The sequence below is a fragment of the Roseovarius sp. genome (genome assembly GCF_040223625.1).
In the GTDB taxonomy this organism is placed as follows: domain Bacteria; phylum Pseudomonadota; class Alphaproteobacteria; order Rhodobacterales; family Rhodobacteraceae; genus Roseovarius.
This window is the reverse complement of the sequence record NZ_JAVKFX010000042.1, coordinates 1-21,390: the sequence shown is the minus strand read 5'-3', so window position 1 is coordinate 21,390 and position 21,390 is coordinate 1. Positions and strand designations below refer to the sequence as shown.

Sequence of the window (21,390 nt, the reverse complement as noted above, 5' to 3'; positions counted from 1 at the left end):
CGGCTACGCTTCGCAGTCTACCAATCCGGTGATAACGTCGAAAGCGTTCGCGAGGTCGGTGATCAGGTCCTCGGGGCTTTCCAGCCCGATATGCAGCCGGATTGCCGTGCCTCCCGGGGCAGAACCGGGAATTGCGGGGATCTCTACCGGCAACGCAAGGCTTTCGTAGCCGCCCCACGAGGCCCCGATGCCAAAGAGCGAAAGCGCGTCGACGAAAGCATCGGATCGCCCGGCCAGGTGGGCCGCAAGACGGAATGCAAACAGGCCGGTGGAGCCTGTGAAATCGCGCCGCCAGATTGCATGACCCGGGAACTCTTCCAGCGCGGGGTGAAGCACCGCGGCCACCTCGCTGCGATCCTGCAGCCACCGGGCAACCTTCAGTGCGCCGCGTTCATGGGTCTCCAGCCGGGCCTTCAGGCTGCGGAGACCGCGAAGCGCGGTGTAACAGTCATCAGGACTGACGCAGAAGCCAAAGTCGCTGTTGAGCTCGAAGAGCGGCCGGTAGGCGGACTCGGTCGTGACGACGGTGCCCAGCATGACATCGGAATAGCCGCAGATATACTTGGTCGCGGCCTGAATCGAAAGATCGGCGCCGTGCAGGAGCGGCTTGAAGAACACGCCGGCCGACCAGGTGTTGTCGACGGCCAGCAGGGCGCCGTGCTTCCGCGTGATCGCGGCCATGGCGGACAGGTCGATCATGTCGAAGCTGTTCGACCCGGGGCATTCCGCCAGCACCAGCCGGGTGTTGGGCCGCATGACGTCCCGCAAGGCTTCCGTCTCGGGCCGGAAGAGGCAGACGTCGACGCCGCGGGGCTTGAAATGATTTTCCGCAAGCCGCCGCACCGGGGGATAGGCCGTATCGACGATCGCGACATGGTCACCGGGCCGCGTGTAAGCCAGCAACACCGCTCCCAGCGCCGCAAGGCCGGACGGATAGAGAAACGCCCGGTCGCCCTGTTCCAGCTCGCACATGGCATCCTCGAGCGCCATCGAGGAGGGAGTGCCTCGTGCCCCGTAACTGAACAGGCGTTCGCCGGTGGCGCGCCGTTGCCGGTAATCGCGCATCGTGGCGATATCGGGAAAGAGCACCGTCGATGCCCGAACCACCGGCGGGTTCACGGCATGTGGCACGGTTCCATCGGGCTTGGCGGTGCGAACCATTCGGGTGGCCTCATCCATCTGCGTGTTCCGCGGTCCGGATAAGCTGAAACACGGCCCGTTCCATCGGGTCGAGCTGGGCCACGAGGCCGGTTTCCCATTCGAGGTAGCGACGGGAGGCCTCGAGGTTTCCGTCATGCCGGTCATGGACGAAGAACAGGAAGTCGATGGCCTCCTCATCCGGGGGGCTGTCGGGGCTGGCCGCGACCGGTTCACCGGCGGCGATCCACCCCTCCATGCCGCCTGTGAGGTAGCGGCACTCCACCGTGGTAAATGCGGCCAGTTCCGATGCAAAGAGCGCGCCGACGCCGGGATCGTCGGCAACGAGGACGACCTGCCCGTCCAGACCCTGCGCCACCGCCGCGGCCCGTGGGCGAATTGCCCAAGCGGCCCCCGGGACATGCCCCTTGCGAAAGGCCATGCTGGATCGCAGGTCGAGGATGGTCACCGTGCCGGACACTCGGGCAAGCTCGGCCGGAGAGATGGTCGGAAGGGTTCCCGCCTCGCAGGGGGCAGCAGCCGTTTCGGCAAGCGACAGGCCCCCGCGAACGACCACGGCGTCATGCCCCATCTGGCGAAGCCAGAACGCGGCCGAAGCCGCGCGGACGCCATTGTCGTCGATCAGCGCGATTCGGGCGCGGCGCATGGCGACCCATTCATCCGTGGCCTGAACAAGCTGGACGACGGGCGCGTGAACCGACCCGGGAACCTGGCCTGCCGCGAATTCCTCCTCGGAGCGGACATCGAGCAGGTAGGCGTTGTTCCGGCGCCACGCCGGCAGATCGGCCGCGTCGATGACGGGCAGGGCATGTTGCGATATCAGGCGGTCGGCAAGGGCTGCGCCCCGCTCCAATTGATCGGCAGAGAGTTCAGGCAGCGCGCCCGGGGTATTGTCACGAGACAGCTCGTTTCCCGACAAGACCCACCCCTGCGTGCCGTTTTCCAGCGCGTAGACCGGGTTCGGGATGCCGGCGTTGATCAGGCTCTGGGCGCCGATCAGCCCACGGGTGCGGCCGGCGCAATGGATGACGATGGGCTGGTTCTCTGGCAGGCCAAGCGCGGCATAGCGGTATAGCAGTTCGCCATTGGGAATGCTCCGGGCGCCCGGCACGGTCATCTTGCGGTAATCCTTCGCGGGGCGCCCGTCGATCAGGCTTGGGGCGAGAGGCTGTCTTTGCATGTCCAGAAGGTCCTGGGCCGTGATCTGTGGCGTATGCTCGGCCAGTTCGACCAACTCGCCCAGCACCTTGCTGGGCACGTTGACACCCTTGAAGACCCCAAACCCGGCCGCGCGCCATGCCGGCAGACCACCGGACAGGGTCGAGACGTTCGAATACCCGATCTCGCCAAGCCGCCGGGCGGCCCGTTCGGCCACCCCGTCGCCATCGTCGTAGAGGTAAACCTCCGCCCGTTTGTCCGGAAGAAGACGCGGCGCGCGCAGTTCCAGGCGGCTGTAGGGGCAGTTCGAGGCAAAGAGCAGATGGCCTTCTCCGTACTGGCCGTGCTCGCGGACATCGAGAAGCCCGATCGGTGCTTGCGCGTCAAGCCTTCCTTTCAGCGCTGCGGCAGAAACGGATCCCGTCATTTGCCAGCCTTTCGTGTCTGCACGCCGACATCCATCGTCCAGCATGTGCCTGCCTCGGGGTCGAACATCACACGCTCGGACAGGGTTTCCAGCGCCCGGCCATAAAAGTGAAGGTGACGGATGACGCTGTCACCTGGGATGAAGACGGAGTGGATGTCGTCGGGCAGCATGCCGATCGCGTTGCCCGGCTCTATCGTGATGTCCTGGCCTTTTTCGACGGTTGCACGGCCCGGCATGGTGCCGTCATCCGTACGTGTCCAGAGCGTGTTGAGCTCGGTCCCCTCGACCGCGGCCACACAGGCCCAGGTGGTGTGATTATGCGGCGGTATGCGTTTTCCGGGCCGCATGACGTTGAGATAGAGCGCGAAGGTATGGTCATGGTCCTCGGCGATCAGGTAGCGCGCCTGCTTGCTGTCTTCGTCCGGAGGCGGGAACCGGTCCTCCGACCAGAGCTCGGTCTGAGCTGCAATCTCCTGCAAGTCCTGGGCGATCGCGCCGATGGTCTCGCGCGTAGTGCCCTGCGCTGCAATACGGTCTCGCGCGGTACGGCGCAGGGTATCCACGAGGCGGGTGCGTTGTTGGGTGGTATCGGTCATTATGTGGCTTCCTTTGAAATCGGCCTCGATCCCGGGCCTAGAACAGCGCGACAAGCGCGTCGGTCGGCGTCCGGGTTTCTCCGTTGATCGGGATGAGATCCTGCGGGCAGGCAGAGAGCACCACGATGATCTCGCGCTCCGCCCGGAACGCGACGTAATCGCCGGGACGGGTAACGGGCGGAAAGCGTGAAAAGCCGCCATCCGCGCCCACGGGGTAGTTCATGAACAGGTTGAGCGGCGCGGGGGTATGCGGAGAGGAAAGCCCCGCTTCGGCCAGGGCCGCGTGCAAGTTGTCCTCGCAATTGTCGTGATACTCGGTGCAGCCCATGCGCCTGTAGATCGGCATCGAGCAGCTGCACATCAGCATGTCGTGGACGCCGGGCGAGGTGTCTTCCAGTACCGTCAACATTGGCTGGTAGTGGTTGTCGACCAGCATGTCCCGTGGGCGAATGTGGATGCGGCTGATGTATGACCGGGTGTGCGCCATCGACAGGAAGGTGGACGTGTCACCGGCCGCGAATGCCCACGTGTCGAGTACCTGCGTGCCATGGGTGTTGATGACCCGGAATTCCTGACCGGCGGCGACCTCGATCGCCTTGCCGCGCCGTGCCGGGACGGTATGTTCGCGTCTGCTCATGATCTGGGGGTTCCTCTGCTTCGCCGATCTGGTGTCATTTCGCGCTTGCCCCGCCACCGCCACCGGCACCGAACGGGAAATCCGACGCCCCGAGTTTCAGCGACAATGTGCGCGAGGCATCGAACAGTTGTTCGCGCAGCGGGTCCAGTTCCACAGTATCGAAGAGGGCGTCCGGCAAGACGACGCCAAGGGCCAGCGGCACCTCGTTCTGGGCGTCGAACACCGGTACGGCCAGCGCAGCGAGGCCGGGTGCACTTTCACCGCGAGTGATCGCGCAGCCGGAGTGGCGGATATCGGACAGGACCGCTTCGAGCCGGTCGCGGCGGGTGATCGTCTTTTGGGTCAGCGGGCGCAAATCCAGAACGTCCAGAAGGTCCGTTCGCTGCGCGTCGGGCTGGAATGCCAGCAGAACCTGTCCGGCAGAGGTGCCGTGCACCGACAGGCGGCTGCCGACGCGCCAGCGGCCGTCGACGTAATGGGGCCCCTCGACGGCCATGATATGAAGCACATGGGTGCCACGCAGAATGCTGAGCGTGGCGGAATGGCCGCAGGCGTTCACCAGTTGCCGCATCACCGGAAGGGCGTCGCGCGCCTGCTGCGAGCGGACGATGTACCGGGTGCCAAGCTCGAAGGCCTCGACGCCGACCGAATAGCGGCGGGTCGCCGGATCCTGTTCCACCATGCCGGCGTTGCGCAACGTGCTGAGGATTTTCGAAACGTGGCTTTTCTTCAGATCGACGAGTTCCACGACCTCGTTCACCGACAGGTCGCTGTCGGCGTCGATGAAGACCTTCAAGACGGTCAGCGCGGTTTCCAGTGACTTCAAGACGGATCCTCCAGTGTCCGGACCGCGTAAACATCGCAACGCCGGGATGCCATATGGCTTTGCCCCGCGCCAAGTGCACGGCCTGCGACGAAGTCGGCGATCAACAGGTCGGTCGTGTCGGCCGGGGCCGGACCGGCGGCGATATCTCCGGCGCCGGAGATGATGCAACTGTTGCCGAGGAAAGTCAGATCTGCTTCCTGCCCGACGCGGTCGGCGACGATCATCGGAACTTCGTTCACGCAGGCGGTGGAGCGGGCGATATGGAAGCCCATTGCCTGTCCGTTCGTGTCCAGCGGCGCTTTCATCCTCGGATTCCCGGCCCAGTTGGCAGGGCAGGCGATCATCTGCGCGCCATTCAGCACAAGTGCCCGGCTCAATTCCGGAAACCAAAGGTCGTAGCAAATCATCAGGCCGATCCGGCCGACCGGCGTGTCGGCGATCACGGGGCGGTTGCCGGGTCGGTACAAATCGCGCTCGATGCTCCAGAGGTGCAGCTTGCGGTAGGTCGTGACCGCCCCCGCCGGGGTGATCACGACGGCACTGTCGTACAGCGCGCCGTCGGCCGCCTCGAGGATGCCGGCGACAAGTGTCAGGTCATGGCGTGCGGAACGCTCGCACCATGCGGTTATGGCTGGTCCGTGGATGGGCGTCGCGTGCGGTGCGGCGGCCTCCGGGTCGGCGAAGACATATCCGCTGAGGCAGAACTCCGGCAGCACCAGAAGGCTGGCCCCCTCTGCCGCGGCCCGGCCGATCCATTCGAGGCTGGTCTCGAGATTGGCCCGTGTATCGCCAAGGACCGGGGAGTATTGCGCGGCCGCCGCCCTGATCTCCTTACCGGCCATGCCAGTCATCCCATTCCAGCCCGACGAACCCGACCCGGTCGCCGGAATGCACCACCGGGTCGTTACGGACCCCGATCACCTGCACATCCTGCGCGAAGGTGATGGTTTCGATGGTCCGGCCGGCCACATCCTGCACAAGGCCGAGCGGCTTGCCGGCAGGCAGCGTGGTGCCCGCAGCCGCGTGCTGGCGGAAAAAGCCGCCCTGTCGGCTGAAGACATGCGTGCGGCGGGTGACGCGGCAGACGGGGCCCGGTGTCGTCACGTGGCCGGGTGTCATCCGCAGATAGGCGGCGAGACGTTCGAGCCCATCGACACCCGACCGGATACAGTCGGGCTGCTGACGGCTTCCGGCGCCAAGCTCGACCATGAAAGCCAATTTGCCAAGCTTCAGGCACTGGTAGTCGAGCGACCCGGCATTGTCGCCCGGCAGTTCGGCGGCCGAGGCGACCGACATGCGGCAGGCCACGAAGGGCGAGAACTGCGCCACGGCGGCCAGGATGTCCTCCTCGGCCGGCGCCCCGTCGCCCGCATCCTTGTAAACGGCGTAGGGCATGCTGGAAAAAAGCGGGTTCATCGTGTGGAAATTGACCACCACGTCGGCTGTCTGGCGGATGCCGTCGAATACCGCGTGGGCGAGCAGCTGCGAAAGCATGCCCGCGTCGTGACCCGGAAAGCTCTGGTCGAGGTCCTGCTCGTCCTGCGGCACGCGCTTGCGACGTGCGTCGAGCGCCGTGGGGTTGGAGATCGGCGTCGCCACCACGGTGCCCGCAAGCTCGTTGCAGTCAAGCCCGGCCATGAAGTCGGAGATTGCCAGGATCCCGTTGATTTCGTCGCCGTGCACCGCGCCGTTCAGCCAGAGCACCGGCCCCTCGGCCCGGCCCTTTGCCACCAGCAGGGGCAGGGCGATGGGCTGGCCGCTGGCCATCGTGCCGACCTGCAGCGTCGAATGGGTGAAGGCGCCCGGGACCGCCCGGTCGACCTGCTCGGAGGCGCCGGCGCGGCGCTGGGGGTCGGATTTCAAGGACAGATCCATCACAATGCACTTTCGTTCGTAGAGGATTTTTCTTCAGGTGCGACCGGCTCGCCGCCGAGGAAGGCCGCCCGAATTTTCGGGTTGCTCATGACCTGGCGGGCGGGCCCCTCGATCAGCTTGGTGCCGAGGTCCAGCACCACCGCGCAATCCGACACGAGGAGCGAGCCCACGACATTCTGCTCGGCCATGATCACGGTCACGCCCGCATCGCGCAGTTGTGCCACGTTGTCGAAGACGTCCTGCTGCATCTTCGGAGACAGGCCCAGCGACGGTTCGTCGAGCAGAAGCAGCACCGGATCGGTTTCCAGCACCATCGCGGTTTCCAGCACCTGCTGCTCGCCGCCGCTGAGATTGCCGGCCATGGTCCTGAGCTTGCGGCCCAGCATCGGGAACAGCTCGATCACCCGATCCTGGGCGGCTTGCTTGTCGCCCTTGGCGAGCGTATAGGCGCCCATTTCGAGATTTTCGCGAACCGTCATCTGGGGGAAGTTGCAACGGCCCTGCGGTACGATGCCGATGCCGGCGCGCATGCATTCGCCAGGGCTCTTGCCGTGTATCGGACGGCCCTGGAAGATGATCTCGCCGCCGAACCATTTCGACAGGCCGAACAGTGACTTCAGCAGGGTGGATTTGCCCGCGCCGTTGCCGCCAAGCAGGCTCCATATCGTCTGCTTCTGCACGTCGAGCGAGAAATCCCGAACAATCGGGTCGTCGAGATACCCGACCGCAAGACCGCGGAGGGACAGGATTGGGTCAGACATGAAGTGTCTCCTCCTCTTCGGCGTATTCGGCGTAGTTGCCCAGGTAGGCCTCGAGCACACGCGGATCGCTGCGAATGACCTCAGGCGCGCCCTCGGTCAGAAGTCGGCCCTGTTCGAGAACGATCACCTTGTCACAGTGACGCATGATGAAGTCGACGTTGTGCTCGATCAGCAGGAAGGTCTGGCCTTCGGCGTTGAGCGTGTCGATCAGGCCGGAGATCCGGCGGATCACCGTCGGGTTCACGCCCGCCAGCGGCTCGTCGAGGATGATCAGGCGCGGCCGCCCCATCAGGCACATGGCGAATGCCACCAGCTTGCGCTGGCCGTAGGACAGGATGCCGGCGGGCGCCTCGGCATATTTGTCGATACCGACCAGCCGAAGGTGCGACAGGGCCTCTTCGCGCAGCTCCGCCTCGTGCCGGGTGATGCGGGGCAGTTTCAGGACCTGTTCGGCCCAGGTGAAGCGGCGCAGGCTGCGGGCCGCGACGACGAGGTTGTCGGTCACCGACATCCCCTCGTAGATGCGCACGTTCTGGAAGGTCCGCACCATGCCCGCCGCGGCCAGTTGCTCGGGGCGCCAGCCGGTCACGTCGCGCCCGCCGAAGCGGGCGGAGCCGCTGTCGGGCCGGGTGAACCCGGTCAGGCAGTCGATGGTGGTGGACTTGCCCGACCCGTTGGGTCCGATCAGGCCGACGATGCTGCCCGGCCGCACGTCGAAGCTGACAGCGTCGACAGCGGTGACGCCGGCGAAGGTCTTTGTCAGGCTGGAGACATGCAGCATGGGTTCCGGGTGTACGTCGGTCATGGGCGAACCTCCTTTCTCCAGCGTTTCAGGTTGGCGTCGCGAAGGTACCCGCCGAACCCGTCTGGAAGCACCAGCGCCGCCGTGACAAGCACCGCCCCGAACATCACCAACCGGAGTTCCGGGTCGAACCGCAGCAACTCGGGCACCGCGGTCAGGACAAAGGCCGCGACGATGACTGTCCAGAAGTTCCCGGCCCCGCCGAGGATCACGATGATTAGCAGCATCTCGCTGTAATAGGTGTCGAAGATCGACGGGTCGACGATGCCGAGGTGGAAGATGTAGAGCCCGCCGGTCATGCCGCTGAACGCCGCGGCGACCGAGAAGGCCAGAAGCTGGTAATGCTTTACGTTGATCCCCTGTGACCTGGCCAGCGCCTCGTTTTGGTTCGTTGCCAGCAGGATCCGCCCGATGGACGAACGGACCAGCGCGAACATGAACCCCAGGGCCAGCACTGCAAAGCCAAGCATGATACAGTAGAACGCGAGCGGTTCGTGCCCGTCGAGCAGAACGCGGTCACCAAGCGCGATCGAAGGCGCGGGCAGGCCGGGAATGCCGAGCGGGCCGCGCGTGACATCGATCCAGCTTCTCGAAAGTAGCGTTGCGAGCAAGGTAAAGCTGAGCGAGACGATAACGAAGGAGGCGCGCGAGACGCGCAGGGCGGGGATGCCGACCAGGATCGCGAGCACGCCGGTAAAGACGCCGCCCATCAGGAAGGCCAGCCAGGGCGAAACCCCGTAATCTGCCGTTGCGATCGCCGCGACGTAGGCGCCGACGCCCCAGAACCCGACCTGGGCGAAGGACAGAAGCCCGGTGAAGCCGAAGACCAGGTTCAGCGAGGTTGCGAGGACGGCGAATGCCAGGGCCAGCGACCCGACATTGAGCATGTAGCTCGAGCCGGTGAGGGTAGGGGCGATGGCGAGGAGGGCCACGCAGAGAAACCAGCGGAGGTCCGGGGAAAGCGGCCCTGCGGCACGACTGCCGTTCATGGTGCGCGCCATCATACCCGCACCCCCTTGCCGAACAGCCCTTCCGGGCGTGCCATCAGGATCGCGATCATGGCGAGGAAGGCCACCGCATCCTGCAGCGCGACGGGACCGAAGCCGCCGACAACGCTTTCGGTCACGCCGATCAGCACGGCCGCAAGCACAGCGCCGGGAATATGTCCGAGCCCACCGATGATGACGATGGCGAAAGCCTTGAAGAGAATGGGAATGCCCATGGCCGGATGCACGGTGAAGACCGGCGCAAGCGAGGCGCCCGCAAGCCCGGCCAAACCGATCCCCAGGCTGACGGCCGTGCCCGCGATGACCGCAGGCCGGATGCCGACCATGAAGGCGGCCTCTCGGTTCTGGGCAAAGGCGCGCATGGCCTTGCCGATCCGGCTGTGTTGCAGAAGGACGTAGAGCCCGCCCATGGCCACCGCGCTCAGCCCGATGGTAAGCAGCCGCATCAGGTCGATCCGCAACCCGTTCATGTTGAGATAGATGAAGCTGAACTCGGTATCGACGACGCGCGGCTGGGCGCCGAAAAGATAGGTGATGCCGTTCTGCAGGACCATGCCGATGCCGATAGTCAGGATGATGCCCCGCTCGAACTCGCCCTGCTGAAGGTGCCGCAGGACCGTCACGTAAAGAAGCAGGCCCGTCACCGCCACGACCAGCGTGGCAAGCAGCACGGCAGGAAAGTATCCCAGTCCCAGCACCGTAACACAGGTCAACATCGCCGTTGCGCCCAGCATGTAGACCTGTCCATGTGCGAAGTTGACGATTTCCATCACGCCGAAGATGAGCGACAGGCCGACGGCGATCAGCGCGTATGTCAGTCCGATGACGACGCCGTTCAGTACCAGCTGACTAATGAAAAGCCCGGTCAAGGTGAGTACCTCCCAAATTGCGGGTTTGAGGGGGAGAGGCCGTAACCTCTCCCCTGGCGTGCGCGCGGATCAGGTGTCCGATTGCGCTTCGATGACGACCTCGGTGCCGTCGACGCGCATGATGATGGCCGCGTTGTGGGCCTGGTTGTTCTCGTCGAATGCGACCGTGCGACCGGTGAGGGACGTATATTCTGTCTTCTTCAGCGCGTCGCGGATCGCCGTGCGCTCGGTCGAACCGGCGCGCTCTATCGCATTGGCGATGATCTTGACGGCTTCATAGGCCTCGAAGCTCTGGTAGTTGGGCAGCTCGCCGTATTTCTCTTCGAATGCCTCGACGAACGCCCGGTTCTCGGGCGTATCCAGATCGGCGGCGTAGGGGAAGACACTGGTCGCCCCGTCAATGGCGCCGGAGGCGATCACCGTGTCACGGATCTCGTCAAAGGCGATGCGCCCCGTCAGGTGCGACGGCAGGCCCATCCCGCGGAACTGGCGCAGGAAGTTCAACTCGTCCGCTCCGACGGCATAGAGCGCGATGGCATCTGGGGCGGTGTTGGCCAGCCGGGTCAGCAACGTCGTGAAATCCGGCGTGTTCTGCTGGAAGAAATCGGCCGAGACGACCTCCACTCCCTTCGCCTCCAGCGCAGCGGCGATGGCCTCGTGCCCGCCGCGGCCGTAATCGGTGTCCTCGCCGACGAAGGCGACCGTGTCGATATTGCCGGTCGAGGCGATGTAGTTGGCCATCGCAACGGCAAGCCCCACGTCAGACGGGTTGATGCGGAAGGTCCAGTCATTGCCGCCGGTGCCGGATTTCTCGGTGATGACCTTGGACGTCGAGACGGCGACCACCAGGGGCACCTTTTCGCGTTCTACCATCGGCATGATGGCGAGCGTGACGGAGCTGCATAGCGCGCCGATGATTGCCACGGGGTCGTTCCGAAGCAAGTTTTCGACACTGGTCACCCCCTGCGACGGGTTGCACTGGTTGTCCTGGGCGTCGAGTGCAAACGTATGGCCACCGGATTCGCCCGCGACGTTCAGTTCCTCGATGGCCAGTTCCGCCCCCCACTTCTCGTGCTGGCCGAGCGCGGCGACACCGCCGGACAGCGGGGTGCTGAGACCGATCCGAAGATCGTCGGCATGGACGGTGCCTATGCCGAGGCCCGTGATTACTGCCGCGAGGGCAAAAGACTTCAGTTTCATTGCGCTTCTCCCTGTAGTTTCTGATATGGAAACTTAATTTCCTATTTGGGAACTTAGATAAGCACTTTATAAGCAAGCTGTCAAACGGAACTGCCGCAGTCGGCATCGAAAGGCGAAACATGCATCAGAAATCTGAGACTTCCGAACAGGATACCCGTGATTCGGGTCAGACCGCTGGTCGGGCCTGCTGCGTACCGCCGGCGGGACGACGAATCGCGATGCCGGGGGCAGGTGCGGTCGTCGCCTGGTGTGAGCTCGTTCTACGCGATCCGCGCACTCACCCCGTTTTTCAACATCACGCGCGCCGGGGCCGCCCCTGTCGCGACAGCGATGTCGGCCACGCCGTTCACCCCCGGTTTCGCGATGCCGGGATCGGCCCCGCTGCCGCCGGTCAGCGGCGTGTGAGGTAATCGGGCAAATCCGGATCGGGGAGAACGGAAATGGCTTTCAATCTCTGCAACGTGCGGGAGGCGGCAAGACGCAGATGTCTGGACAAGAGCTCAGCCGCCATCGCCGTCTCGCCTGCCATCAGCTTCAGCAATATCTCGCGATGCTCGGCCAGTTCCGGCAGGTCGGGGATCCGGCCAACCGCCTCGACGAAGACGGTGTTGACCAGCAATGGCAACTTGCTGTGGTCGATGACCGTCAGCATGTGGCGGTTGTCGGCATTGGCAAGGCACTGTTCGTGCAGATCCTGTTCAGCCGCTTCCAGCTCGTCTGGCGTTGCCCCGGCATCGGCTTTTGCAAGCCGATCCACCCGGTCAAGCATCGGACGGAGGGCATTCGGTAACAGCTTCGGTGCGCTCTGTACCAGGGCTGCCGGCTCCAGCAGGGCGCGCAGCTCATATTGTTCGCGGACGGCGCGGGCAGTGAGGGGACCCACCAGCCAAGTGCCGCGCGCGTCGCGCCAAATCACCCTCTGTTCGTTGAGAAGCAGCAGCAACTCGGCGGCCCTGGCCCGGCTTATCCCATAATGGCGGGCCAGCTTGGACTGATTGATCCGAAACTCGCCAAAGGCCATGGCGGTCCCCGCTGTGCGCCGGATGTCGGTCAGGATGTGCAACCCGGCATCCGGGGCGGAAACCAAATCGTGCGGGGCATCCTCTGCCTCCCCATCGAAGAGCGATGGGTCGAGCGGAGTTCGGTCGATCTCCATCCCCGGTCTGGTGCCGGCGAGGTAACCGCGCCCCTGGAAGCGCTGGACAAGCCCGTCCTCATGCAACGACGTGAGGGCACTGCGCACCGGCGCCCGGCTGCAGCGGAAGCCTTCGGCAATGGGACCTTCCAGCAGGACGCGCCCAGGCGCGATCATGCCCGAGCGAATCCCCGAGGCCAGCGCCGAATAGACCCTTTCCCGGATGGTAACCCGTGTATGACCATTGGCCGGCGAAGAGTCATTTTTTGGCTTCGGGTCATGCATGGTGAGCGCTATTGTGCCGAAATCGCAATCTTGTCAGGGTCTTACGCATTCTTGTGCCTGAAAATAATGACCGTTGCCAGCAATAGTCGTTTTGCCAATCCTGCTTGTCAAGCATCCGCCGCTACCCTGAAAGGCCGCCGCAGTACAATGGATTTCGCCTCGTCTTCCGATCTGATGATCAGCGCCGCCAGAGAGCCGCGATCGGCTCCGGTGGACCGTGTCGAGGCTGCCTTCGCCACGGCCGGGACGCGAGCGGCGCGACACGTCTTCATCGGCCTGGACAAGGATCGCATCCGCGCCGACGCAGTGCGTAGTCAGAGGCGATGGCAGAGCGCGGCGCACCTGAGTGCACTCGACGGGGTTCCCGTTGCAATCAAGGACAACATTGCCGAGGCCGGCGTCGTGATGACGGCAGGGTCCGCCGTGCTGCGCGACGGACCGCCCCAAGTCGCCGACGCCGCGATCGTTGCTCGGCTGAAACGGTTGGGGGCTGTGCCGTTCGGACGCGCCAATCTCAGTGAAGTCGCGTTCAGCGGGCTCGGATTGAACCCGCATTTCGGCACCCCGTGCAACGCCGTCGATCCCGAAGCCAATCTTGTCCCGGGAGGGTCGTCTTCCGGCTGTGCGGTGGCCGTGGCGCTGGGGCTCGTCCCCCTGGCGCTGGGCACGGATACATCCGGCTCCGGTCGGGTTCCGGCGGCCTTCAATGGTATCGTCGGCTACCGCCCCAGCCGGGGGAGGTATCCGGAGAAGGGGGTCTTCCCGCTGGCACCCGGTCTCGACACCCCTGCGGTGCTAGGCCGGGCGGTGGCCGATTGCGTCACGCTCGATGAACTGCTGAGCGGAGAGAAGGCGCTTCCGGTCGAACCGCGTGCCGAGTTGGTCGTGCCGGAGACCGTGGTACTGGACGGGCTTGACCCCGCCGTCTCGCGGCAATTCGATGACGCGCTCGCTTGTCTCGCCAACGCCGGGTTTGCCATCAGGCGCAGAGGGCTGACCAGCTTCGAGTGGCTTTCCGAAGCCATGGCGCGGCACGGAACCCCTGTGACGGCGGAGGCGGCGGAGACGCTGCGCGCATACGCGGATAACCCGCGCATCGATCGCCGCGTGCGCCACCGGCTGCAACAGGGCCTGGCGCAGGGGCCCGATGCACGCGCCGTGCTGGATACAGCCAGGCAAGCGGCCCAGATGGCACTTGCCGAGGAACTGGGCAACGCCTGCATGGTGTTTCCGACCGTGCCCATCCAGCCGCCCCGCATCGCCGATCTCGAAGCCGACGACGCGGCCTTCGCGCGCTGCAATGCGCTGGTTCTGCGCAACACCATGCTGGGCAGCCTGCTCGATACGCCCGCGATCTCGCTGCCGTTCATGAGCCACGGCCGCCACCCGATCGGGGTGCAACTGTCCATGCGGCAAGGCAGGGACAGGCCATTGCTGGCCTTGGCGCGGGCAATCGAACGTCATTTTCAGAACATGAGGCAAGCAGGATGACCAAGGATATTCTCGTATCGTACGGAGTGGATTTCGACGCGGTGGCCGGGTGGCTCGGGTCCTACGGCGGCGAGAATTCGCCCTGCGACATTTCCCGGGGCGTCTTCGCCGCCGAAAGGGGCGTGCCGCGGCTGTTGGAGCTGTTCCGCCGCGAGGGCATTCGCACCACGTGGTTCGTGCCCGGGCACTCCGCCGAAAGCTTCCCGCGCCAGACCGAAGAGATCATCGCGGAGGGCCACGAGATCGGGCTGCATGGCTACAGCCACGAGAACCCGCTCGACATGAGCCGCGAGCAGGAAGAGGCGGTGATGGCGCGCGCGCTTGACATCCTTGTCGGGCTGACCGGGACACGCCCGCGCGGCTATGTGGCCCCCTGGTGGGAGTTCAGCCCGCGCACCGCCGAGCTGCTGCTGGCGCATGGCGTCGAGTATGACCACAGCATGATGCACCGGGATTTCGAGCCCTACTGGCTGCCGGTGGGCGAGGACTGGACGAAGATCGACTTCAGCCAGCCGGCCGAGCAGTGGATGAAGCCGTATACGCCCGGCCATCCCTCGAGACTGATCGAGATACCGGCCAACTGGCTGCTCGACGACATGCCACCGCAGATGTTCATCAAGAGCTACCCCAACAGCCACGGCTACGTCACCCCGCGGCAGGTCGAAGAGCTTTGGCGGGAACAGTTCGACTGGGTCTATCGGGAGTACGATCAGGCCACATTCCCAATGACGATTCATCCCGACGTCTCGGGCCGCCCGCAGACCTTGCTGATGCATGAACGCCTGATCGCCTATTTCCGCAGCCATCCGGGCGTTCGTTTCGTCACCCTTGGCGAGATCGCCGACAATTTTGCCCGGCACGAACAGGCGGGGCAGGGCGGTCGGCCCGTCAGCATCGGGGCCGGCACCTGATGGCATTGCAACGCGATATGACACCGGCCGGAACGGCCGGCCCGGCGGTCCATCGCGGGCGTGCGATGCTGCGTGTGCTGGGCACCTCCGTCAGCCTGATCGAGCCGATCCGGCGCCGGTGCGAGGAGGATCTCGGCATCGACGTGGAATTCATAATCGAAGACGGCAAGAGCGCCCAGCGGATCGCGGCGCTGCATCCCGAGACATTCGACGTCTACGACCAGTGGTTCCACAATATCGACCTCGTCTGGCCGGCCCGGTCGATGCAGCCGGTGCGACTGGACCGGATCGATCGCTGGGACGATGTGAACGACCTGCCCAAGCTGGGCCGGATCGATGCCGGTGCCACGGCCGCGCCGGGGGGGAATCCGGCCCAGCGGCTGTACGTCCAGTCGAGCGGCGATCTGGCCAGCACACCCACTGACGAGATCAGCATGCTGCCCACCGTCCACAATGCCGACAGCTTCGCCGTAGCCGCCGACGATCCACAGACCGAAAATCCCGATGCGGCCCGTTCCTGGGCGTCGCTGCTTGCGTCACGGTTCGAGGGGCGCGTCTCGGTCCAGAGCGATGCCGCGATCGGGCTGGTGGACCTGATCCTTGCCGCCCGCGCGGCCGGATGGTCCGATTTCGCCGATCCCGGTAACCTGCCCCTGGAAGAGATCGACTATCTGCTTGGCCGGCTTGTGCACCTGCGCCGCCGCGGGCATTTTGCCGAATTCTGGACGACGGAGGCCGAGGCGAGCGCCCTGCTGGGGGCGCGCCGCGTCAGCGTGTCGAGCATGTGGTGGCAGGGCGCCATCGCGCTGCGCCGGCGTGGCATCGCCGTGCGCATGGCAGACCCGGCCGAGGGGTATCGCGGCTGGTACGGCGGGCTGGCCCTGTCGAGGGCGCTCGACGGCCGACAGCGCGACGTGGCCTACGCTTATCTCAACTGGTGGCTGGATGGCTACGCCGGCGCGATGATGACCCGCAACAATGCGCATATCTCGAGCCCCGACCGTGCCCGCGCCCATCTCAGAAGCGCCGAGTGGGATTACTGGTATGCCGGGCTGCCCGCCCGGGAAGACCTGCGCTGTGCCCAGGGCCGCGTGATCGTGCGCCGTGGCGAAAGCTATCCGGGCGGCAGCTACACCGAGCGGATGCGCCGGATCGCGATGTGGAACGTGGTCATGGACGAGCACAACTACCTCGTCCGGCGCTGGAACGCACTTCTCAATCCGAAAAAGTGAACAAAAAGGGAGGACCCGAAAATGAACAGAAAGACGAACTTGACCCGTCGCGGTGTCATGAAAGGCGCGGCAGCAGCCATGCTTGCCACGACCGGGCTGTCCGGGCTTGCGCCGGGACGGGCGCATGCCGGCACGACCGAGCTCAACATGCTGTCCTGGTACGGCCACGCGGAGCCCGAGATGATCGCCGCCTTCGAGGAACAGCACAATGTCCGGATCAACAAGAAATACTATGTCGGAGGCGACCAGATGCTGGCCCTTCTGGCGCAATCCCCGCCGGGCACCTACGATATCGTGCTGAGCGACCGGGAATATATCGAACAGCTTGCGGCGGCCGAGATGATCGAACCGCTCGATCCGGCTGATTACCCGTTCGACGATTTCTTCCCCGAGTTCCAGAAGATGCCCGGCCACTGGCAGGGCGATACGCTGCTTTCGGTGATGATCCGCTTTGGCTATCTCGGGCTGTCCTACAACGAGGAGGCGCTCAGCCCCGAGGATGTGCGCAGCTACGAGATCCTCTGGAACGAGCGGCTGGCAGGAAAGGTCGGCCATTTCGACTGGCACCTGCCGAATTACGGCACGGTCAGCAAGTCCCTCGGCCACGACACGCCGTTCGATCTGAGCGACGCGCAATGGCAGGCGGTACAGGACAGGACGAGCGCCCTGAAGCCGCAGGCGGCGGGCTTCTTCGACTATGGCGGCGTCCTGTCGTCGCTGCGCTCGGGCCAGGTGCTGGCGGTGCCGGGGATTGGCGACTGGATCACTGGGGTGCTGCGACGTGACGGGGCGCCGGTCAACACCGCGATCCCGGACGAGGGCGGGCTTTTGTGGGCCGAGTCCCTGTCGATCGGGCGCGGATCACGCCACCCCGAGCTGGCGCGGGAGTTCATCCGTTACGTGCTGTCCCCCGAAGGGCAGGTCAAGACCGCCACGCTCGAGGCCTATCCGGCGCTGCTGCCCACGAAGTCGGGGTGGAAGGCGCTGGCCGAGCAGAACCCGGAGGAGGCCGAACGGCAGGGCATGGTTCTGAACGGCTCGAATGCGCTGGACGTGCTGCGCGACGGCCGGATCAGCCTGCGCGCCCTGCCGGCGCAGCAGTCGCTCGATGACTGGAACGAGGCCTGGTCGACCTACAAGAACCTGTGACGTCTGTGCGGCCCCGGCCGTTTCGGTGCCGGGGCCCCGCGATCCGCAAATACCTGCATCTGTCGAGGAGGGCATCATGCACGCAACCAACGCTACCCTGCCGCCGGAGGAGCGGACCGGCCCGGCCGACGCGGCGGGCGCCCCTGTCGCCCGGCTGTTCCGCTCCGCCCGGCTTTATGCCGGCAGCCTCGCGCTGCCCGTTCTGATCTGGCAACTGGTCTTCTTCGTCGCCCCGCTGTGCTTTCTGGTGGCGATGAGCTTCTGGGTGGTGCAATCCTATCGGCTCGTCCCGGGTTTCGACGCCGGGAGCTGGGCGAAGGTCTATGGCATGTCCGTGTTCTGGGACGCCTATGCGCGGACCTTCGCCATGGCCGCCGGTGCGGCGGTGCTGATCAGCGTGCTGGCCTTCCCGGTCACCTACGTGCTGGCTTTCCGCCTCTCGCCGGCGGTGCGGCGGCTCGCGATGCTGATGCTGGTGGTGCCGTTCTTCACCAGCTACCTGGTGCGGGCCTATACGTGGCAGGTATTCCTGGCCGATGACGGGATCGTCAACGCCGCGCTGACCGCGATCGGCCTGCCGGACCTGACGATGCTGAACACGGTCTTCGGCACCTTCGTGGGCTACGTGACCCTGTGCCTGCCGCTGGTCATCCTGCTGCAGCTGATGAGCGTGGCGAGCGTCGATCGCACCTTGATCGAGGCGGCGCAGAACCTGCGCTGTTCGCCGATGCGCACGGTGTTCCGGGTGATCATTCCGGCAAGTCGCGTCGGCCTCACGCTCGGGGCGACCTTCTGCTTCATCCTGGTCTTCGGCGATTTCGTCAGCCCGACCTACCTTGGCGGCGGCAATGCGCCGACATTGGGCATTCTGATCACAGACTTCACAAAGGCCGGCAACCAGTGGCCGCGCGCGGCGGTGGTGGCGATCACGATGATCGCAACCCTTCTGACCGTTGCGTTCCTTGCAGTCCGCTTTGCCTACAAGACGAAGGGAGAACGGGGATGAAGACCGCATCCGCAGTGAGTATCGGCGGCCGGGCGCTCGGGCTTTATACCGCGCTTGCCTATGCCTTCCTTTTCGCGCCGATCCTCGCGAGCTTCGTGTTCTCGCTCAACTCGGCCCGGTTTCCCACCCTGCCGCTGAGCGGGTTCTCGACCGAGTGGTACGCGGCCCTGTGGGCGGATACGGCGGTCTGGCAGGCCTTTGGCAATTCCGCGAGGATCGCCGTGGTCACCGGGCTGCTGGCGACCGTCTTCGGGTTTGGCGCCGCCTATACCGACTATCGCTACAACTTCTTCGGCAAGTCCGCCTATCTCGCGATCGCGCTGCTTCCGCCGACCGTGCCGGTGATCATCCTGGGGCTGGCGATGCTGAGCTTCCTGTCGCGCATCGCCCTGTCGGGGCAGGTGATCTCGGTGATCATCGCGCATGTGGTTCTGGCCACGCCCTTTGCCATGGCCGTGATCCGGCTGCGGCTGTCGCAGATGGATACCGCGCTCGAGGCCGCGGCGTGGAACCTGGGCGCGTCGCCCTGGCAATCGCTGCGGTACGTGGTGCTGCCCTTCGTCTGGCCCGCGCTGGTCTCGGCGCTGTTCCTGACGATGGCGGTCTCGTTCGACGAATATGCCATCGCGTGGTTCGTCTCGGGCCTCAACGAGACTGTGCCGGTGCGGATCCTGTCGATCCTGCAAGGCAGTGTCAGCCCCGAGATCAACGCCATCGGCAGCATCGTCTTCACCACGTCCATCTGTCTCGTCGTGCTGGCGCAGGTGATCTACCTGCGGGCCGCGCCGGCGAAGGCCAAAGAAACCAACTGAGAGGAAGCGACAATGACCCCCGTCCTTCAAATCGAAAACGTCACCAAGACCTTCGGCCATTTCACCGCCGTCTCCGACGTCTCGCTCGATATCGAGCCGGGCGAGTTCCTTGCCATCATGGGTTCCAGCGGATCGGGGAAATCGACCCTGCTGCGCCTGATCGCGGGGTTGGAGCGACCAAGCGAGGGGCGGATCCTGCTCGATGGCCGGCCGACCGAGAACCTTGCCGTGCATGAACGGGTGACGCCGATGGTCTGGCAGAGCCTTGCGCTTTTCCCTTTCCTGACCGCAGTCGAGAATGTCGAATTCGGCCTGCGCATGCAGGGGTTGGGCAAGGCCGAGCGGCGGGCGCGGGCGATGACGTGGCTTGACCGGATGGAGATCGCCCACTTGGCGCATCGCAGTATCGACGCATTGTCCGGAGGCCAGCGGCAGCGTGTCGCGCTGGCCCGGGCGCTGGTGACCGAACCGCCGGTCCTGTTGCTCGACGAACCGCTGAGCGCTCTGGACGCGCATCTGACCGTGCGGATGCAATCGGTGCTGACCGGGCTGCAGCGGGAGCTGGGGATCACCTTCATCTACGTTACTCACAACCATTCCGAGGCCTTCGCCATGGCCGACCGGGTGGTGATCATGCGGGACGGCCGGATCGAGCAGGTCGGCGCCCCGAAGGAGCTTTACCTGCGCCCTTCCTCGCGGTTTGTGGCCGAGTTTCTGGGCTCGAACAACGTCTTCTCGGGCACGCTTGCGCAGGATGCGACCGGCCGACGCGTGCTGAACACGGGCGATGGGCCGATCCGCATTTCCTGGGCCGGCGGAGGTGCGGGAGAGGGGAGCGGGGGGCTGGCCGATCTCGTCGTATCGTCCGACAGGATGGTAATCGGCGCGGACGCAGCGCTCGGCAACCGGCTGACCGGCCGGGTCGTGGGGGAGGAGTTCGTGGGGTCCGGCATCAACCTATTCCTCGAAACGAAGGCCGGAAACGAAATCATCGTCCAGGTGCCGCAGAAAGAGATGGACCGGGTGACGATCTCGCCCGGCGATGACCTGACCGTGGGCTGGCCGGTTGAGGACGGGCACCTTATTTTCAAGGGGGAAGCAGGCCATGCATGAAGCGGCGTCAAAGTTTGATCCGGCCCGTCCGGACGGTCAGAATGCCACGCTGACCCTTGCGATCTCGGCCGATGGGCGCCCCGGGATCGGGGAGGTCTACGAGATCCCCGCGCGCTGCGGGCGCGCAGTGCTGCTGGAGGCGGGGGAGGTCCTGTCGATCGTCAATCCAAGCGGGTCGCAGGTCTGTGATTTCTGGGCTTTCCGGGCGGATGACATGCGGGAATTCCTGTCGATGGAGCATCTGCGCACGGCCCTGGGGCGGACGATTCCAAGGCCGGGCGACGAGCTTGTCAGCAACCGGCGTGTGCCGCTGATGCGGGTGGAGGCCGACAGTTCGCCGGGCGTGCATGACACGATCATCGCGGCCTGCGATGCCGCGCGGTATCGGCAGCTTGGCGCGGAGGGGTATCACGACAACTGCACCGACAACCTGCGGATGGCGTTGCTGGCGATCGGGCGGGAGGCGCCGGAAATCCCGTCGCCCTTCAATATCTGGATGAACGTGCCCGTTTCGGGGGATGGCAGCTTTGCATGGCGGGCGCCGGTCAGTCAGCCGGGGGATGTCATCGCATTGCGGGCGCTGACGAGCTGTGTCGCCGTCATGTCAGCCTGCCCGCAGGACATGACGGCGGTCAACGGGGCGGCACCGCCGGGGCCGCTGGGGTTTTCCGTCACCGCGTGACACTCGTGGTCGACAGGTGAAGTGATTCGTTGGTTAACGGCCAGAATATAAAGGGGTCGGGACGTCGGTATCACGTCGGTATCACGTCGGTATTTCGTCGGTATCGCGTCGGTTTCGGGGGCGGTTTTGCCGAGGGTGAATGCGGCGGGCCGGGCGCAACACGCAAGATGTGGGGTTGGGCGCAACGGGGGGCGGGAGCGGAGAGCCGCCGCATAGTGACCGGCGCGGAACCGGATGAGCAGCTCAATGCGGTACCGG

Annotated in this window: 21 protein-coding genes; 8 read left to right on the top strand and 13 right to left on the bottom strand. The window is 65.2% G+C overall.

Translation table 11 applies throughout. From position 1 onward, the window contains the following. Window positions 1-3: 3 nt before the first annotated feature. From metC to RLN94_RS12865, 13 genes are all read right to left on the bottom strand, one after another. Window positions 4-1,179, bottom strand: a complete 1,176-nt coding sequence (gene metC / locus RLN94_RS12925) for a cystathionine beta-lyase (RefSeq protein WP_350131179.1) — start codon at window positions 1,177-1,179, stop codon at window positions 4-6. Beyond that, complete coding sequence (locus RLN94_RS12920) at window positions 1,172-2,788, bottom strand: rhodanese-like domain-containing protein (protein ID WP_350131181.1); 1,617 nt, start codon at window positions 2,786-2,788, stop codon at window positions 1,172-1,174. The genes metC and RLN94_RS12920 overlap by 8 nt, the downstream gene beginning before the upstream one ends. Next, window positions 2,740-3,339 (bottom strand): cysteine dioxygenase family protein, encoded by a 600-nt coding sequence (locus RLN94_RS12915; RefSeq protein ID WP_350131183.1) that lies wholly within the window; start codon window positions 3,337-3,339, stop codon window positions 2,740-2,742. The genes RLN94_RS12920 and RLN94_RS12915 overlap by 49 nt, the downstream gene beginning before the upstream one ends. Before the next feature lie 37 nt (window positions 3,340-3,376). Continuing rightward, window positions 3,377-3,976 (bottom strand): DUF1989 domain-containing protein, encoded by a 600-nt coding sequence (locus RLN94_RS12910; protein WP_350131185.1) that lies wholly within the window; start codon window positions 3,974-3,976, stop codon window positions 3,377-3,379. A 34-nt stretch (window positions 3,977-4,010) separates the two neighbouring features. Further along, window positions 4,011-4,802, bottom strand: coding sequence for an IclR family transcriptional regulator (locus tag RLN94_RS12905; protein ID WP_350131187.1), 792 nt, complete (start codon window positions 4,800-4,802; stop codon window positions 4,011-4,013). Then, window positions 4,799-5,644: a nitrilase-related carbon-nitrogen hydrolase gene (locus RLN94_RS12900; RefSeq protein ID WP_350131189.1), complete on the bottom strand. Its 846-nt coding sequence runs from the start codon at window positions 5,642-5,644 to the stop codon at window positions 4,799-4,801. Before RLN94_RS12900 ends, RLN94_RS12905 begins: the two co-directional genes overlap by 4 nt. Next, window positions 5,634-6,677: a M14 family metallopeptidase gene (locus RLN94_RS12895; RefSeq protein ID WP_350131191.1), complete on the bottom strand. Its 1,044-nt coding sequence runs from the start codon at window positions 6,675-6,677 to the stop codon at window positions 5,634-5,636. The genes RLN94_RS12900 and RLN94_RS12895 overlap by 11 nt, the downstream gene beginning before the upstream one ends. Next, window positions 6,677-7,438 (bottom strand): branched-chain amino acid ABC transporter ATP-binding protein, encoded by a 762-nt coding sequence (locus RLN94_RS12890; protein WP_350131193.1) that lies wholly within the window; start codon window positions 7,436-7,438, stop codon window positions 6,677-6,679. Before RLN94_RS12890 ends, RLN94_RS12895 begins: the two co-directional genes overlap by 1 nt. Next, on the bottom strand, window positions 7,431-8,243 hold the full coding sequence (locus tag RLN94_RS12885) for an ABC transporter ATP-binding protein (protein ID WP_350131195.1): 813 nt from the start codon (window positions 8,241-8,243) through the stop codon (window positions 7,431-7,433). Before RLN94_RS12885 ends, RLN94_RS12890 begins: the two co-directional genes overlap by 8 nt. Further along, on the bottom strand, window positions 8,240-9,244 hold the full coding sequence (locus RLN94_RS12880; RefSeq protein ID WP_350131197.1) for a branched-chain amino acid ABC transporter permease: 1,005 nt from the start codon (window positions 9,242-9,244) through the stop codon (window positions 8,240-8,242). The genes RLN94_RS12885 and RLN94_RS12880 overlap by 4 nt, the downstream gene beginning before the upstream one ends. Continuing rightward, window positions 9,241-10,116 (bottom strand): branched-chain amino acid ABC transporter permease, encoded by an 876-nt coding sequence (locus RLN94_RS12875; RefSeq protein WP_350131199.1) that lies wholly within the window; start codon window positions 10,114-10,116, stop codon window positions 9,241-9,243. The genes RLN94_RS12880 and RLN94_RS12875 overlap by 4 nt, the downstream gene beginning before the upstream one ends. A 69-nt stretch (window positions 10,117-10,185) precedes the next feature. Next, a complete protein-coding gene (locus RLN94_RS12870) occupies window positions 10,186-11,316 on the bottom strand; it encodes an ABC transporter substrate-binding protein (protein WP_350131201.1) in 1,131 nt (376 codons plus the stop codon). Window positions 11,317-11,707: 391 nt separating this feature from the next. Beyond that, the gene (locus tag RLN94_RS12865; protein WP_350131205.1) at window positions 11,708-12,736 is read right to left on the bottom strand and encodes a GntR family transcriptional regulator; all 1,029 of its coding nucleotides are present in this window, start codon (window positions 12,734-12,736) and stop codon (window positions 11,708-11,710) included. A gap of 147 nt (window positions 12,737-12,883) precedes the next feature. Here RLN94_RS12865 and RLN94_RS12860 point away from each other — a divergent pair, with 147 nt between their 5' ends. From RLN94_RS12860 to RLN94_RS12825, 8 genes are all read left to right on the top strand, one after another. Then, window positions 12,884-14,227 (top strand): amidase family protein, encoded by a 1,344-nt coding sequence (locus tag RLN94_RS12860; RefSeq protein ID WP_350158921.1) that lies wholly within the window; start codon window positions 12,884-12,886, stop codon window positions 14,225-14,227. Further along, window positions 14,224-15,138, top strand: coding sequence for a polysaccharide deacetylase family protein (locus tag RLN94_RS12855; RefSeq protein ID WP_350131209.1), 915 nt, complete (start codon window positions 14,224-14,226; stop codon window positions 15,136-15,138). Before RLN94_RS12860 ends, RLN94_RS12855 begins: the two co-directional genes overlap by 4 nt. A gap of 65 nt (window positions 15,139-15,203) precedes the next feature. Continuing rightward, window positions 15,204-16,370 carry an ABC transporter substrate-binding protein gene (locus RLN94_RS12850; RefSeq protein ID WP_350131211.1) on the top strand — a complete coding sequence of 389 codons (1,167 nt, stop codon included), beginning with the start codon at window positions 15,204-15,206 and terminating at the stop codon, window positions 16,368-16,370. A gap of 78 nt (window positions 16,371-16,448) precedes the next feature. Continuing rightward, complete coding sequence (locus RLN94_RS12845; RefSeq protein ID WP_350158920.1) at window positions 16,449-17,519, top strand: polyamine ABC transporter substrate-binding protein; 1,071 nt, start codon at window positions 16,449-16,451, stop codon at window positions 17,517-17,519. A 76-nt stretch (window positions 17,520-17,595) separates the two neighbouring features. Continuing rightward, a complete protein-coding gene (locus RLN94_RS12840) occupies window positions 17,596-18,525 on the top strand; it encodes an ABC transporter permease (protein WP_350131215.1) in 930 nt (309 codons plus the stop codon). Beyond that, window positions 18,522-19,337: an ABC transporter permease gene (locus tag RLN94_RS12835; RefSeq protein WP_350131217.1), complete on the top strand. Its 816-nt coding sequence runs from the start codon at window positions 18,522-18,524 to the stop codon at window positions 19,335-19,337. The genes RLN94_RS12840 and RLN94_RS12835 overlap by 4 nt, the downstream gene beginning before the upstream one ends. Window positions 19,338-19,349: 12 nt before the next feature. Continuing rightward, window positions 19,350-20,450 (top strand): ABC transporter ATP-binding protein, encoded by a 1,101-nt coding sequence (locus tag RLN94_RS12830; protein WP_350131219.1) that lies wholly within the window; start codon window positions 19,350-19,352, stop codon window positions 20,448-20,450. Beyond that, window positions 20,443-21,132 (top strand): DUF1989 domain-containing protein, encoded by a 690-nt coding sequence (locus tag RLN94_RS12825; protein ID WP_350131221.1) that lies wholly within the window; start codon window positions 20,443-20,445, stop codon window positions 21,130-21,132. The genes RLN94_RS12830 and RLN94_RS12825 overlap by 8 nt, the downstream gene beginning before the upstream one ends. Window positions 21,133-21,390: the final 258 nt, after the last annotated feature.